The sequence below is a fragment of the Diaphorobacter ruginosibacter genome, assembly GCF_014395975.1.
Taxonomy (GTDB): Bacteria; Pseudomonadota; Gammaproteobacteria; order Burkholderiales; family Burkholderiaceae_C; genus Diaphorobacter_A; species Diaphorobacter_A ruginosibacter.
The window spans coordinates 1,824,835-1,838,998 of the sequence record NZ_CP060714.1 but is presented as its reverse complement, the minus strand read 5'-3'; the positions used below and the strand labels follow the sequence as shown (position 1 = coordinate 1,838,998).

Annotated in this window: 11 protein-coding genes; 2 read left to right on the top strand and 9 right to left on the bottom strand. The window is 66.0% G+C overall.

What is annotated here, in order from left to right:
- Positions 1–129: 129 nt before the first annotated feature.
- Entirely contained in the window at positions 130–510 is a 381-nt protein-coding gene (gene panD, locus H9K76_RS08440; protein WP_187599517.1) for an aspartate 1-decarboxylase, read from the bottom strand.
- 118 nt (positions 511–628) lie between these two features.
- Here panD and H9K76_RS08435 point away from each other — a divergent pair, with 118 nt between their 5' ends.
- On the top strand, positions 629–895 hold the full coding sequence (locus tag H9K76_RS08435) for a putative hemolysin (RefSeq protein WP_187599515.1): 267 nt from the start codon (positions 629–631) through the stop codon (positions 893–895).
- A gap of 17 nt (positions 896–912) precedes the next feature.
- Here the strand turns inward: H9K76_RS08435 and H9K76_RS08430 are convergent, their stop codons facing one another.
- The 6 genes from H9K76_RS08430 to H9K76_RS08405 all read right to left on the bottom strand — a co-directional run bounded on the left by H9K76_RS08430 (position 913) and on the right by H9K76_RS08405 (position 8,017).
- Positions 913–1,053 (bottom strand): hypothetical protein, encoded by a 141-nt coding sequence (locus tag H9K76_RS08430; RefSeq protein ID WP_187599514.1) that lies wholly within the window; start codon positions 1,051–1,053, stop codon positions 913–915.
- A gap of 2 nt (positions 1,054–1,055) precedes the next feature.
- Positions 1,056–2,168, bottom strand: a complete 1,113-nt coding sequence (gene moaA, locus H9K76_RS08425) for a GTP 3',8-cyclase MoaA (RefSeq protein ID WP_187599512.1) — start codon at positions 2,166–2,168, stop codon at positions 1,056–1,058.
- 90 nt (positions 2,169–2,258) lie between these two features.
- Positions 2,259–3,170 carry a bestrophin family protein gene (locus H9K76_RS08420; RefSeq protein ID WP_187599510.1) on the bottom strand — a complete coding sequence of 304 codons (912 nt, stop codon included), beginning with the start codon at positions 3,168–3,170 and terminating at the stop codon, positions 2,259–2,261.
- Between the two features lie 21 nt (positions 3,171–3,191).
- Complete coding sequence (gene cydB, locus H9K76_RS08415; protein WP_187599509.1) at positions 3,192–4,199, bottom strand: cytochrome d ubiquinol oxidase subunit II; 1,008 nt, start codon at positions 4,197–4,199, stop codon at positions 3,192–3,194.
- A 25-nt stretch (positions 4,200–4,224) separates the two neighbouring features.
- On the bottom strand, positions 4,225–5,610 hold the full coding sequence (locus H9K76_RS08410; RefSeq protein WP_187599507.1) for a cytochrome ubiquinol oxidase subunit I: 1,386 nt from the start codon (positions 5,608–5,610) through the stop codon (positions 4,225–4,227).
- A 106-nt stretch (positions 5,611–5,716) separates the two neighbouring features.
- Entirely contained in the window at positions 5,717–8,017 is a 2,301-nt protein-coding gene (locus tag H9K76_RS08405) for an FdhF/YdeP family oxidoreductase (RefSeq protein ID WP_187599506.1), read from the bottom strand.
- A gap of 282 nt (positions 8,018–8,299) precedes the next feature.
- Between H9K76_RS08405 and H9K76_RS08400 the strand changes: the two genes are divergently transcribed.
- Positions 8,300–9,727, top strand: coding sequence for an aminotransferase-like domain-containing protein (locus H9K76_RS08400; protein ID WP_187599504.1), 1,428 nt, complete (start codon positions 8,300–8,302; stop codon positions 9,725–9,727).
- A 36-nt stretch (positions 9,728–9,763) separates the two neighbouring features.
- On the opposite strand, the gene H9K76_RS08395 is transcribed toward H9K76_RS08400, so the two are convergent.
- Both H9K76_RS08395 and H9K76_RS08390 read right to left on the bottom strand, forming a co-directional pair.
- Positions 9,764–12,844 (bottom strand): efflux RND transporter permease subunit, encoded by a 3,081-nt coding sequence (locus H9K76_RS08395; protein ID WP_187599503.1) that lies wholly within the window; start codon positions 12,842–12,844, stop codon positions 9,764–9,766.
- Positions 12,841–14,028: an efflux RND transporter periplasmic adaptor subunit gene (locus tag H9K76_RS08390; RefSeq protein WP_187599502.1), complete on the bottom strand. Its 1,188-nt coding sequence runs from the start codon at positions 14,026–14,028 to the stop codon at positions 12,841–12,843. The genes H9K76_RS08395 and H9K76_RS08390 overlap by 4 nt, the downstream gene beginning before the upstream one ends.
- Between the last annotated feature and the right edge of the window lie 136 nt (positions 14,029–14,164).

Genomic DNA, 14,164 nt, shown 5'->3' with positions numbered 1-14,164 from the left:
CCCGGCACTCCGCTCCTTGCGGTTGAACTCGGCCGGAATCCGGCATGCCCGTGCTCCAGAAACAGGTTCGCGATCCCTACGCGAACATACAAGGTGCGGGATGCGGGCAGGTCATCGCCGCGCTGACCCTTACACCATCTGGGTCGCCACCTTGTGTCGCAGCTCGACCTGGCGATTGCCTTCATCGACGAAGACCAGTTGGGGCTGATGCTCCGCCACGTCCTTGTCATGCACCTGCGCGAACGAAGCAATGATGAGCAGGTCGCCCACGGCCGCGCGGCGCGCCGCCGAGCCGTTCACCGAAATCATGCCGCTGCCGCGCTGTCCCTTGATGGCATAGGTCACGAAGCGCTCGCCGTTGTCGATGTTCCAGATATGCACCTGTTCGTTCTCGGCAATGTTGGCGGCATCGAGAAGATCCTCGTCGATGGCGCAGGAGCCTTCATAGTGCAACTCGCACTGCGTCGTCCTGACACGGTGGATCTTGGATTTGAGCATGGTACGAAACATGATGTCTCTTCGGTCTTCTGTAATGGATGGATATCGGCTGCCCGGAAGTTTATGCGATCCGGCGGATTCGGAGCCAGCCTGCAGGCCCTGCCCGCGTTTACGCTGTACAGTGAGCCGCATGACCAAAGCACTGAAAACCACTGGAATGTTGCTGGCGGCATGGGCCGTCAGTGCCTGCGCACAGACCCCGGACGTGAGCACGGGCGGCAGGCAACCCCAGGTCGGCATGGCGAACCCGGCCTCCGTGTACTGCGTGAAGACCGGCGGCACGCTGAGAATGGAGAACACGCCCCAGGGACAACGCGGCATCTGCGTCCTGCCGGACGGGTCGGAAATGGAAGAGTGGGCCCTATTCCGTCGCGACAATCCGCCTGCGGGGAAGTGATTCCAGTCCGGCCAGGCTCAGGATTTCGCCGCCATCACCAGCAGGTGAAAGGGCAAGGCCAGCAGCGCCATGCCCGCTACGCCCACCAGCCAGAGCAACAGGAATCGAGCGGAATGGCTTCGAGCCACTTTCTGCATCCAGATCGGAAGACGGGCCATTTTCAACCTCCCACCAGGGACATGCGCACCACGGGATAGGCCTTGCTGCCCGCCGGGCGTGCGGAACGCGCGGAGCGCAATTCGGAATAGCGGTCGCCACGCCTGCTCCAGTGCCCGCGGATGACGGATTGCAGGCCCTCGGCATCGCCGCCACTATCGCCTCCACCATCGCCACCGCTCTCCAGCCAGGGCCGCAGATCCAGGCCCTGCGTCGCGAACAGGCAGGTGAAGAGTTGCCCGTCCGACGAAACCCGTGCGCGCGAGCAGTCCCCGCAGAAGGGCTGGGACACACTGGCGATGAAACCGACCTCGCCTCCGCCGTCCGCGTGGCGCACCAGGATGGCCGTGGCGCCATCGCGATCACCGTCCATGGGGGTCAGCGCAAATTCCGATGCGACCCGGTCATGCACCTCCCGCGCCGTCACGACCTTGCTGGAGGACCAGGCATCCGCACCGCCCACATCCATGTATTCGATGAAACGCAGCGTCACGCCTGTGCCCTTGAAGAAGCGCACCAGGGGCACGATCTGGCCCTCGTTCGCGCCTCGCTCGACCACCGTGTTGACCTTCACCGGCGCGAGCCCCGCCGCGCTCGCTGCCGCGATGCCTTCGAGAACGCGGGCAACAGGCACCTGGGTGCCCGCCATGCGCCGGAACAGCGCATCGTCCAGCGCGTCCAGGCTGACCGTCACGCGCGTCAGCCCGGCGTCGCGCAGGGCGCGCGCCTTCTCGGCCAGCAACGTGCCGTTGGTCGTGAGCGCAATCTCCATGGGCCTGCCGTCCAGGGTCCTGAGGCCCGCCAGCCGCTCGACCAGCGATTCGATCCCGCGCCGCAGCAACGGCTCGCCCCCGGTCAGGCGGATCTTGCCGACACCCAGCTCTGCAAACGCCTTCGCGAGCGTGAACATCTGGTCCAGCGACATGCGCTGGTCCGCCGGCAGGAACGGATAGTCCGGGCCGAAGGTTTCGCGCGGCATGCAATAGGTGCAGCGGAAATTGCACTGGTCGATCACCGACAGGCGCAGGTCGCGCAGCGGTCGGCCCCGGGCATCGAGGATCGGGGTGACGCTCAGGCCCTGTGCAACAGGTTCGGCATGATCAAGAACGGTATGCATGATGTCTCCGTGAATCTCTTGTCCCAAGGATCGCTCAATGGACGCCGGCTGTGAAAGCACAGTTGGCACGCCCTGCACCAGCACAGTTCATCACGTCAGCTGGTACGGCAGCCGCGGCGTGACCGGCTCGGGAAGCGGCAGCCCGCACAGCTCGCTGATCGAGCGCTCGATGTTGCATGCCATCGCGTCCAGCGCAAGCGCATTGGGCGCGAGGCCAAAGGGCTCCGCCACCTCCCCTGCGATCGCCTCCAGCGCGATCAGCGTGTAGGCCAGGAACAGGCACAGCAGCGGAGTGAACAGTTCCGTGGCATCGACCAGCCCGAACGGCAGCAACATGCAATAGGTGTAGACCGTGCGATGCAGCAGCACGCTGTAGGCGAACGGGATCGGCGTGTAGGCGATGCGTTCGCAGCCGCCCACTGCCTTGCCCATCTCGACGAGCTGGGCGTCCAGCGTCCAGTACTGCGCATCCGAGACCTGCCCTCCGCGGTTCAGCCGCGTGAGCCGCGCACGCAACTCGTGGAGCAGCTCGCTGGGCCTGTAGACCCTGTCCATCAATCGCCCTGCGGTCTCATCGCCCAGAAAGCGCCGCAGATCCTCACCGGGGTCCGTGTGCCGCAGCTCGTGCTTGAGTGCATAGACCACGGCGAAGATCAGGCGCGCCATCTCCTGCACATCCTCCTGCCGGGGGATGTAGCACAGCATCTGCGAGGTGAGCTGGCGCGAGGCGATCAGCAGGTTGCCCCACAGGTAGCGCGCCTCCTTGAAGCGGTCGTAGCTGGCCGTGTTGCGAAAGCCCAGGAAGATCGCGAGAGTCAGCCCGAACAGCGTCAGCAGCGTGGTGTTGAGCGGAATCTTCTCGCCGAAGATGCGCCCGTGGGTCAGCACTGCCACGCAGCTGACCGTGCCGATGAAGAGCAGTTGCGGCAGGATGGACTGGAGCACAGAGCCGTTCCAGACGAACAGCAGCCGGAACCAGCTTTGCTGATTGCGCACGATCATGATGCACCCGTATGGTGAGTCTCAGTGATAGCCCGCATCGCCATGGCGCACCTTGCCGCGGAACACCCGGTACTGCATGACGTTGTAGGCCAGGATGACGGGCAGCACGATCAGCGTTCCCACCAGCGCGAACTTCTGGCTCTCGGGACTCGAGGATGCCTCCCAGAGGCTCAGCGAGGGCGGCACGATGTAAGGCCAGATGCTGATGATGAGGCCCGTGTAGCCCAGGAAGCACAGCGCAAGCGTGAGCAGGAAGGGCCGCACCTCGTGGCGCTGGCGCACCGAGCGGAAGATGCCTGCCACGCAGGCCGCCACCAGCACCGGCACCGGAAGGAACCAGCCCAGCAGGCCGCTGCCGAACCAGCGCTGCGCCACGGCGGGCAGGCCGAGCACGGTCCAGACGCTGACCACCGACACCATGACGAGCAGCAGGATGGCAAGCGGGCGCATCAGCACGCGCATGCGCCGCTGCAGCTCGCCGTCCGTCTTGTAGATCAGCCAGCCGCAGCCGAGCGTGGCATAGGTCACGAGCACGCCCAGGCCGCAGAAGATGCTGAAGGACGACAGCCAGTCGAACGGCCCTCCGGCGAACCGGCCGTCGACCACGCGCGTTCCCTGCAGCAGCGAGCCCAGCACCACGCCCTGGCAGAAGGCGGCAAGCGCGGAGCCGCCCGTGAAGGCGAGGTCCCAGGCATGCTGCGTGCGGCGGGCCTTGGAGCGCAGCTCGAAGGCCGCGCCCCGGAACAGCAGCCCCACCACCATCAGGATCAGCGGCAGGTAGTTCGCGGGCAGCAGCACCGAATAGGCGATGGGAAATGCGCCATAGAGGCCCGCTCCGCCCAGCACGAGAAAGGTTTCGTTGCCGTCCCACACCGGCGCGACGGTGTTGAGCATGACCTGCCTCTCCTCCTTGTTCTCGAAGAAGGGAAACAGCAACCCGATGCCCAGGTCGAACCCGTCGAGCACCACGTAGAGAAAGACACCCAGGCCGATGATGGCGGCCCAGACGATGGGAAGATCGATGTGCATGATGTTTCGCTCCCGTTCGGCGGATTCAATGGAAGGACTGGAATGGGTCGCGGTTGCTGAGACTCGGGCGCGCGGCAGGGTCGTGATGCTCGACATGCGGCTGGGGCCCCTGCGCCATCAGCTTGAGCATGTAATACACACCCACGCCGAAGACCAGCACATAGGCCACCACCAGGATCAGCAGCGACACGCCGGCCTGCTGGCTGCCGATGGGCGACGCGGAATCCGCCGTGCGCAGCAGGCCATAGACCGTCCAGGGCTGGCGCCCGACCTCGGTGGTCACCCAGCCCGCGAGCAGCGCGACCAGCCCCGAGGGCCCCATGAGGAGCACGAAGCGCTGGAAGGCCCGCGACTCGTACAGCCTTCCGCCCCGGCGCAGCAGCACGCCCAGCACGGCCACCAGCAGCATCAGCATCCCGAGGCCCGCCATGATCCGGAACGACCAGAACACGATGAGCGAGTTGGGCCGGTCCTCCTTGGGGAACTCCTTGAGCCCGCGGATCTCGCCGTCCCATGAGTGGGTGAGGATGAGGCTGCCCAGGTGCGGTACCTGGATGGCGTACTTCGTCTCCTCGGCCTGCATGTCGGGAATGCCGAAGAGGTTGAGCGCGGTGCCGCCCTTCTCGGTCTCCCACAGCCCCTCGATCGCGGCGATCTTGGCGGGCTGGTGCTCGCGGGTGTTCAGGCCATGGGCATCGCCCACGAGGATCTGGATCGGCGTGAGCAGCAGCAGGATCCACAGCCCCATCGAGAAGCTGCGCTTGACGGGCTCGTCACGGCGGCCCTTCAGCAGGTGCCATGCGCCGCAGGCGGCCACGATGAACGCCGCGACGATGAATGCCGCAATCGTCATGTGCATCAGGCGATAGGGGAACGAGGGATTGAAGATGACCTGCCACCAGTCCGCCGCAATCAACCGGCCGTCACGGATTTCGTAGCCCTGCGGTGTCTGCATGAAGCTGTTGGATGACAGGATCCAGAAGGTGGAGATCAGCGTGCCCACGGCCACCATCACGGTGGCGAAGAAGTGCGCACGCGGGCTCACCCGCTTCCAGCCGAACAGCATCACGCCGAGAAATCCCGCCTCCAGGAAGAATGCGGTGAGCACTTCGTAGGTCAGCAGCGGTCCGGTGATGTTGCCCGCGTACCGCGAGAAGCCGCTCCAGTTCGTGCCGAACTCGTAGGCCATCACGACGCCGGACACCACACCCATGCCGAAGCCGATGGCGAAGATCCTGGACCAGAAGAAGAACATGTCCTGGTAGACCTTGTTGCCGTTGGCCAGCCAGCGCCACTCGAGCACGGCCAGGAAACTGGCCAGGCCGATGCTGATGGCCGGGAAGATGATGTGCACGGCCACGGTGAATGCGAACTGCAGCCGGGCCAGGTGAAGGGCGTCGAACATTTCCATGATGGGTTCTCCTGTCGGTTGGTCATGAACGCCGGGCCGGGGCGAGCGCCCTCCCGGGCCCTTCCTCGCGGAAGGGCCTGCGTTCCGTCACCGGTCTTTCAGTGGTTCAGGCGGCCTGGGCGACCGGTTGCGGCTCCTGCCGCAGCACGCGCACCGGAATCGACTTGTAGGATGGCGTACCGCACTCCTCGTCGATGTAGTCCAGCGGCACCAGCACATTGGCCTCGGGGTAGTAGGCAGCCACGGAGCCCGGGGCGATGTCGTACTCGATGACCGTGATGCCCGGGAGTCGCAGGTTGCGCCCCTTGCCCAGCTTTGAAATGGTCTCGATCTCGACGAGATCGCCATGCTCGAGACCGCGTGCGGCCAGATCCGATGGGTGCATGAACAGCACGTCGCGCCGGCCGAACACCCCACGGTAGCGATCATCGAGACCGTAGATCGTGGTGTTGTACTGGTCGTGGCTGCGGATGGTGATGAGGCGCAGCACATCGTCCTCCCACGGCAGGTAGTTCTCGCTCACGCCCGGGAACACCGAGAACACGGCCTTGCCCGAAGGCGTGGGCCATTGGCGTTCGGTCGGCGGCAGCGGCATGCGGAAGCCCCCGGGCACCCGGATCCGCTCGTTGTAGTCGTCGAAGCCGGGGATGGTGCGTTCGATCAGCTCGCGGATGCGGTCGTAGTCGTCCACCAGGCGCATCCAGTCGGTCTTGCTGCCCTTGAGCGTGGCGGCGGCCATGCCCGCCACGATGGCCGGCTCCGAGCGCAGGAACTGCGAGGCCGGGCGCAGGCGGCCCGCCGAGGCGTGCACCATGGACATCGAATCCTCCACCGTGATCGACTGCGCGCCACTGGCCTGCATGTCGAGCTCGGTGCGGCCGATCACCGGCAGGATGAAGGTTTCCTTGCCCACCAGCAGATGGCAGCGGTTGAGCTTGGTACCCAGGTGCACGCTCAGGTCGAGCTGCTTCATCGCGGGAAACGCGAGCTCCGGGTCGGGCATGGCGACAGCGAAGTTGCCACCCAGGCAGATCAGCGCCTTCGAGCGGCCTTCCACCATGGCCTGCATGGTCTGGACGGCGTCGTGTCCATGCTCCTTGGGCGGCTTGAAGCCGAAGATCTCCTCGAGCTTGCCGAGGAACTCTTCCGACGGCTTCTCGGTGATGCCCACGGTGCGGTTGCCCTGCACGTTGGAGTGTCCGCGCAGCGGGCAGATACCCGCACCGGGCTTGCCGATGTTGCCGCGCATCAGCAGCAGGTCGGCAATCAGGCGCACGTTCCAGGTGCCCGTGTTGTGCTGCGTCAGTCCCATACCGTAGGTGATGATGGTGGCATTGGACCTGGCATAGGCCTGCGCCACCTGCTCCAGTTGGGACTGCGTGAGGCCGCATTCCTTTTCGATCAGCGCCCAGGGTGTCTTCGCAAGGTCGGCCACCAGCGCATCGAACCCCTCGGTGTGCACCGCGATGAAGTCGCGGTCGAGCACATTCCCCTGGCCGACCTCCAGTTCCAGCAGCGCCTTCATGATGCCCTTGAGCGCCGCGGCATCGCCTCCGGCGCGCACCTGAAAATAGGTCGAGGCAATCGCCGTGGAGCTGAATGTCGCCATCTCGATCACGTTCTGCGGATCGGCAAAGCGCTCCAGCGCGCGCTCCTTGAGCGGGTTGAACACGATGATCGGCACGCCCCTGCGCGCTGCCTCGTGCAGCGTGCCCATCATGCGCGGATGGTTGGTGCCGGGGTTGTGGCCCATCGAGATGATGAGTTCGGTCTTCTCGAAGTCATCCAGCGATACGGTCCCCTTGCCGATGCCGATGGACTGGGGAAGGCCCACGCTGGTCGCCTCGTGGCACATGTTGGAGCAGTCGGGGAAGTTGTTGGTGCCGAACTCCCGCGCGAACAGCTGGAACAGATAGGCCGCCTCGTTGGAGGCACGCCCCGAGGTGTAGAACTCCGCCTGGTCCGGCGTCTCAAGGCCCCGCAGCACCTGACCGATGCGTTCGAAGGCCGCATCCCAGCTCACCTCGCGGAACTTGTCGGTCGTGGGGTCATAGGCCATCGGGTGCGTGAGGCGGCCGAAATTCTCCAGCTCGTAGTCGCTGAGCCGCAGCAGGTCCGTGACGGTGTGCTGCGCGAAGAACTCGGGCGTGACCCGCTTGCTTGTCGCCTCCCATGTCACGGCCTTGGCGCCGTTCTCGCAGAACTGGAAGGTGGAGCGGTGCTCCTTGTCCGGCCAGGCACAGCCCGGGCAGTCGAACCCCGTGGGCTGGTTGGTGCGCATGAGCACGATGGGCGCCTCCACCACCTGCATCTGCTCGTGCACCGCCTGTGCCGTGGCCTTGAGTGCGCCCCAGCCGCCGGCCGGTGCATCGTATTTGCGAATGCCAGGAACTTCTCGCTTGCCCATTTGGAGCCTCCTTAGCGCATTTCGCGCTCATTTACTTTGATGAAAGTTAATGTAGGCAACGTCTGGCAGCGCGAAGGAGCGCAGTTCAGGGGCAGAAAAAAGAGCACAGTTGCGGCGCGTCAGCAGGCCATCCGGAACACTTCCCGAGCGATGGTGCCGTGCGGGTGTACAAATTTGACCAAAATCAAGAAACACAGTTACCAAGGAGTACAGTAGCGCCACGGGTCCGCCCAACTGTGCTCTACAACGACAACAAGCTGCCCCACCGCGACAAGGCCCTCCATGAAACTCTACGAGAAGCTCGCCAACGACATCGAGCAGCAGATCCAGAAGGGTGTCTACCGCGACGGGGAGCGCCTCCAGTCGGTGCGCGAGACCAGCAGGCAGCGCCAGATCAGCATCACCACCGTGCTGCGCGCCTATCTGCAGCTGGAAAGCCGGGGGCTCATCGCCAGCCGGCCGCAGTCGGGCTTCTTCGTCAACCTGCGCAAGGGTGCCGCCCATGCCGGTGCAGCGGATGTGATCGAGCGCCCTCGTCCCATTCCCTTGTCGGCGTCGGTCGATGTCAGCCGCCTCGTGCTCTCCACGCTGCGCACCATCTCGTCGGGTGACGCGACTCCCCTGGGATCGCCCTATCCCGACCCCGTGGGGTTCCCGTTCGACAAGCTCAACCGCTATGTGTTCGCCGCGGGCAAGGATGCCTCGCTGCATGACCTCAAGAACGCGCTGCCTCCCGGTCATCCCAAGCTCCTGCGGCAGATCATCCGGCGGCATCTGGACCAGGGACTGGCCGTCGATCCGGCCGAGGCCATCATCACCGTGGGCGCCACCGAGGCGATCAACCTCTGCCTGCAGGCCGTGGCCAAGCCGGGCGACGTGATCGCCGTGGAGTCGCCGACCTTCTATGCGATGCTGCATGCCATCGAGCGCATGGGCATGAAGGTGATCGAAGTTCCCACCGATCCCGTCCTCGGCATCGACGTGGACATGCTGGCCCGACTCGCACGCGAGATGCCCATCGCGGCCTGCATGGTGATGCCCAACTTCCAGAATCCGCTCGGCTACCGCATGCCGGACGAGCGCAAGCAGGCGCTGGTGCAGCTCGCAAACGAGCTCGACATACCCATCATCGAGAACGGCGTCTACAACGAGCTCTACTACGGCGACGCACCTCCCAGCACGCTCAAGTCATTCGACACCAGGGGGCTGGTGCTGCATTGCTCCTCCTTCTCCAAGACGCTCACCTCGGTCTACCGCATCGGCTGGGCGTTGACCGGGCGCTATCGCGATCAGGTCGAAAAGCTGAAATTCCTGAACACGCTGACCACGCCGTCCATTCCGCAGCTGGCCATTGCCGAATACCTGGAGCGCGATGGCTTCGACCACCAGCTCAGGCGCCTTCGCAAGACCTATGGACAGAATGCCAGGCTCATGCGCCACGCGGTGAGCCGGTTCTTTCCCGAAGGCACGCGCGTGTCGAGCCCGGAAGGCGGATATGTGCTCTGGGTGGAGCTGCCGGGCAAGATCGATGGCATGCAGCTCTACCAGCAGGCGCTGGAGCACGGCATCACCGTCGGGCCGGGCTACATGTTCTCGGTGTCGAACAGCTATCCCAACTTCATCCGGCTCAACTACAGCAGCCCCTGGTCGAACGAGATCGAACAGGCGGTGATCACCATCGGCAAGATCGCAGCCAATGCGCTGCGCTGAGCGCACCGGCGGCCATCTTTTCTCCTCTCGCTGCCTTCATCGCTGCTGCAGCAGCTCGCGCGTGTCCTCGGGCGGCGGCATCGTCACCCACCGCGCGAGCCTGGGCCGCAGCCAGTTCTCGAAGTCGTCCATCACCGCGTACACCACGGGTACAAGCACCAGGGACAGCGCGGTGGATGACACCAGCCCCCCGATCACCGCGATGGCCAGCGGCTGGCGGAACTCCGATCCGTTGCCCAGGCCAAGCGCCGTGGGCAGCATGCCCATCGCCATGGCGATCGTGGTCATGATGATGGGCCTTGCACGCTCGTGCGCCGCGTCCAGCAGCGCCTGCGTCTGCGTGCTTCCGTTGCGTTCGGACTCCACCGCATGCTCCACGAGCAGGATGGAGTTCTTGGCTGCCAGGCCCATCAGCATCAGCAGGCCGATCAACACCGGCAGGTTGATCTCGCCGCCCACGGCCAGCAGGGCCAGGAATGCCCCCGCCAGCGACAACGGCAGCGCGGCCAGGATGATCACCGGCTTGACGAAGCTCCTGAACAGCAGCACGAGCACGCCCAGGATGAGCCCCACGCCCACCAGAATCGCCACGCCGAAGCTGGAGAACAGCTCGTTCATGCTCTCCGCATCGCCATACAGGGGGCGCGCCACGCCTTCCGGCAGGTTCTGAAGGATGGGCAGTTCCTTGATGGCTGCATCGGCCTGGCCGAACGAGCCACCGGCGATCTCGGCCTCCAGAGTGATGCGGCGCTCGCGGTCGAAACGATCGATGTGCGAATCCCCCACCTGGAAACTCAGGTCCGCCACGGCGGAGAGCGGCACGTTGCCGCCATCGGCCGTGGGAACGCGCAGCGCCCCGATGCTGCCCACGTCCTGCAACGCCGTCTGCGGCAGCCGCACGCGCACGGCAAGGCGCTGGCGGCCGGTGTTGAACTTGGAAGCGGTGGCATCGAGATCGCCCACGCTGGCCATGCGCGCCACCTCCGCCACCACCTCGGGTGTCACGCCCAGGCGAGCGGCCTCATCCGGCTTGAGGCGAATCACCAGTTCGGGCCCGGGCAGCGGCGCAACCTGGTGCACATTCTTCAGCATGGGCAAGGTGCGCAGTTGCCGCTCGACCTCACCGGCCGTCCTGGCGAGCAAGGCTCCATCGTGCCCGCCCAGGATGACCTGGGCGTTCTGCGTCCCGCCACCTTCGCTCTCCGTGTAGCTCAGGCGCACGTCGGGCACCGACATCAGCACGGGCCTCACGCGATCCTGGAACGCACGGGTGGTCATCGAGCGCGCATCATGAAGCTGCACGATGGCCGTTCCCTTGCGCGGGTCCCCGTCACGCTGGCTGCTGCCCACGCTGACGAACACGTCCTTCACGTCGGCCTCTGCCTGCAGCCGGCGCGTCAGGTCGGCCACCGCACCGCGCATGTCCTGCGTGGTGGCTCCCGGTGCGCCCTGCACGCTGATCTGCACCGTGCCGCTGTCGCCCGTCGGCGAGAATCCCGTGGGCAGCCAGCTTGCCAGCACCAGCGAGCCCACGAAAATGGCCACGCCCGCGCCCATGGACCACCAGCGATGCGCCAGAGACCATTCCAGCAGGCGCCGATACCGGCCGGTGAAGGGCTTGTGCACCTCCGGCCGTGCCGATGGCTTGAGAAGATAGGCACACATCAGCGGCGACAGCATGCGTGCCACCAGCAGCGAGAACAGCACCGACACCGCCACCGTCACGCCGAACTCGCGGAAATACGGTCCGGCATAGCCGCCCATGAACGCCACGGGCAGGAACACCACGGCAATGGACAGCGTCGTCGCCACCACGGCCAGACCGATGGCGTCAGCCCCTTCCATGGCCGCGCGCCAGGGCGACGCACCGGCCTGCACGCGCTTCTGGATGTTCTCCACCTCGACGATGGCGTCGTCGACCAGCACGCCGATCACCAGCGTCAGCGCCAGCAGCGACAGCATGTTCAGCGAATAGTCCAGCGCATGGATGACCGCGAAGGTCGGGATCAGCGAGATGGGCATCGCGACCGCGGCGATCAGCGTCGCGCGCCAGTCGCGCAGGAACATGAAGACGACGACGGCGGCGAGCAGCATGCCTTCCAGCAAGGTGTGCACCGTGGCGTCGAAGCTCTCGCGGGTGTTCTTGGCACCCGACGCGACCAGTTGGAACGAGACCTGCGGATGCTCGCGGGACAGCCTGGCGATTGCGGCACCAACGGTCTCTTCCACGCTGACGTCCGATGCCGCCTTGGTCTTCATGACCTGGAAGCCCACGACGGGCTCGCCGTTCAGGATGGCAAAGCCGCGCCGGTCGCTCGCGCCGCTGGCCACCGTGGCCACGTCGCTCAGACGCAGATGCCGACCGTCGCGGGTGGCGATCACCAGATTGCCGAGCGACTGCACCGTCGCCGGCGCCGCGAGCACGCGTACCTGCTGCTCCTGCGATCCGATCTCGGCACGTCCGCCTGAGGCATCCAGGTTGTGCGCACGCAGTGCATCATTGACGGCCACGGCCGTCAGGCCCAGCGCCTGCAGCCGGGCGGGATCGAGCGTGACCGTGATGTCGCGGCCCACGCCGCCGACGCGGGTGACCTGCCCCACGCCCTTGAGCGATACCAGCTGGCGGGTGACGGTGTCCTCGATGAACCAGTTGAGCGCCACGTCGTCCATGTGTTCGGCGGAGACCGCATAGGTCAGCAGAGGCATGGCGTCGAAGTCGAGCCGCTCCACGATCGGCGGCTCCACGCTGGCGGGCAGGTTGGCGCGCACACGGTCAACCGCGGAGCGCACTTCGTCGATCGCCCGCTGCGGGTTCTGACCGATCTCGAACTCCACCACCGTGGAGGACATGCCCTGGGTGACGGTGGAGATCACATGCTTGACGCCCGCGACCGTCGAGACGCCATCCTCCACCACCCGCGTGACCTGGGTCTCGACCTCGGTGGCTGCTGCGCTGGGCAGGGCCACGGACACCGAGACGATCGGAAACGACACGTCGGGATACAGCTTGATGGGCATGGTCCGGTACGCCAGCAGGCCCGCCACCAGGATCGCGAGGAACAGCACCGCAACGGGAATCGGGTTCTGGATGGACCAGGCCGAGATTCGCATCTTCATGAGCGCAGCCCCGTTTCCTGGCGGCCCGCGGCAGGGCTGCCCTGCATGTTTCCATCCTGCAGCGTCAGGGACTGGCCTCGTTGCGCCGCAGGCCTGTGCCCCTGCATTGGCGACACGCCATGCACCAGCACCTTGTCACCCTCCAGGGCAAAGGCTCCGCCCCCCAGGGCCAGGAGCGTCCCTACGGGAGGACCGCTACGCAGTTCGACCCAGCCATCGGTGCGCACGCCCAGCGTCACGGGAGTCTTGCGTATGTGGCCCTCCGCGTCGATGGTGGCCAACTGCGGTCCGCCAGCCTCGAAGTGCACCGCCTTCTCGGGAACGGCCGCCACCGGCCGGGCCTCCGGTTGAAAGCTGGCACGAGCGAAGCCACCGGGGCGCAGGTCCTGGCGAACGGGCAAGGTCACCCGCACCTGCACCAGCTTGGTTTTCTCGTCGACGCGGCGCGACAGGAGCCGCACCTGTCCCTGCACCTGGGTGCCCGAGGCCAGCACGACCGCGGCGCCCTCGCCCTGACGGATACCGCCCAGCAGATGTTCCGGTACTTCCGCGGACAGCTCCACCAGCCCTTCCCGGGCCAGGCGGAACATCGGCTCGGCCCCGGGCGAGGCTACATCGCCACGCCGCACGCTCCGTTGCAGCACCACCCCGGCCACGGGAGCACGCAGGGTCATGCGCCCGGCCTCCACGCGCAAACCGGCAAGCTGGGCCGCGGCAACGTCCGCACTCGCCTGCTCGCTGGCAGCGGCGGTGCGACGTTGCTGGATCTGCTCGTCCGAGAGCACGCCCTGCCCTTCCAGGCCGACCACGCGCGCGGATTCCGCCTGCGCCTGTCTCGCCCGGGCCCGGGCCTGTGCCAGCGCAGCCTCCGCCTGCCTGATCCGTGCCTGCAGCAAACCATCATCCAGTCGGGCCAGCGGCTGGCCCGCGCGCACGGCGTCTCCTTCATCGGCCAGCAGCGCTGCCACCCTGTAGCCCGAGAGTTCCGGCCCGACCACCACTTCCTCCCGCGGCACCAGCAGGCCGGAGACCTCCTGGCTCGCCCCCATGGGACGCAGCACCACTTCCGCCGCACTCACGGTACGAACGGATTCAGCAGGCGGCTTCTGCGCCGCGCCATCCTCGCCCTGCGAGCAGCCCATCAGCGCCATGGCTGCGGCCAGAACGCCCAATTCATATCTCATGTTGATTTTCTTTCCTGCTTTTCTCGAGGCCAGGGCGTGAATCGCCGCCCAGCGCATGAACGATTCGGGAGGCACCCGGATGCTCCCGCCGAATCCGCCGTACGAACAGGTCGCCAACGCGACGGCCACGGCGGCA

What these genes read in the sequence shown, in the direction of transcription:
- moaA (WP_187599512.1), bottom strand. Translation starts at nt 2,168, where the DNA reads ATGCATACCGTTCTTGATCATGCCGAACCTGTTGCACAGGGCCTGAGC.
- H9K76_RS08400 (WP_187599504.1), top strand. Translation starts at nt 8,300, where the DNA reads ATGAAACTCTACGAGAAGCTCGCCAACGACATCGAGCAGCAGATCCAG.
- H9K76_RS08395 (WP_187599503.1), bottom strand. Translation starts at nt 12,844, where the DNA reads ATGAAGATGCGAATCTCGGCCTGGTCCATCCAGAACCCGATTCCCGTT.
- H9K76_RS08405 (WP_187599506.1), bottom strand. Translation starts at nt 8,017, where the DNA reads ATGGGCAAGCGAGAAGTTCCTGGCATTCGCAAATACGATGCACCGGCC.
- H9K76_RS08435 (WP_187599515.1), top strand. Translation starts at nt 629, where the DNA reads ATGACCAAAGCACTGAAAACCACTGGAATGTTGCTGGCGGCATGGGCC.
- cydB (WP_187599509.1), bottom strand. Translation starts at nt 4,199, where the DNA reads ATGCACATCGATCTTCCCATCGTCTGGGCCGCCATCATCGGCCTGGGT.
- panD (WP_187599517.1), bottom strand. Translation starts at nt 510, where the DNA reads ATGTTTCGTACCATGCTCAAATCCAAGATCCACCGTGTCAGGACGACG.
- H9K76_RS08390 (WP_187599502.1), bottom strand. Translation starts at nt 14,028, where the DNA reads ATGAGATATGAATTGGGCGTTCTGGCCGCAGCCATGGCGCTGATGGGC.
- H9K76_RS08410 (WP_187599507.1), bottom strand. Translation starts at nt 5,610, where the DNA reads ATGGAAATGTTCGACGCCCTTCACCTGGCCCGGCTGCAGTTCGCATTC.
- H9K76_RS08430 (WP_187599514.1), bottom strand. Translation starts at nt 1,053, where the DNA reads ATGGCCCGTCTTCCGATCTGGATGCAGAAAGTGGCTCGAAGCCATTCC.
- H9K76_RS08420 (WP_187599510.1), bottom strand. Translation starts at nt 3,170, where the DNA reads ATGATCGTGCGCAATCAGCAAAGCTGGTTCCGGCTGCTGTTCGTCTGG.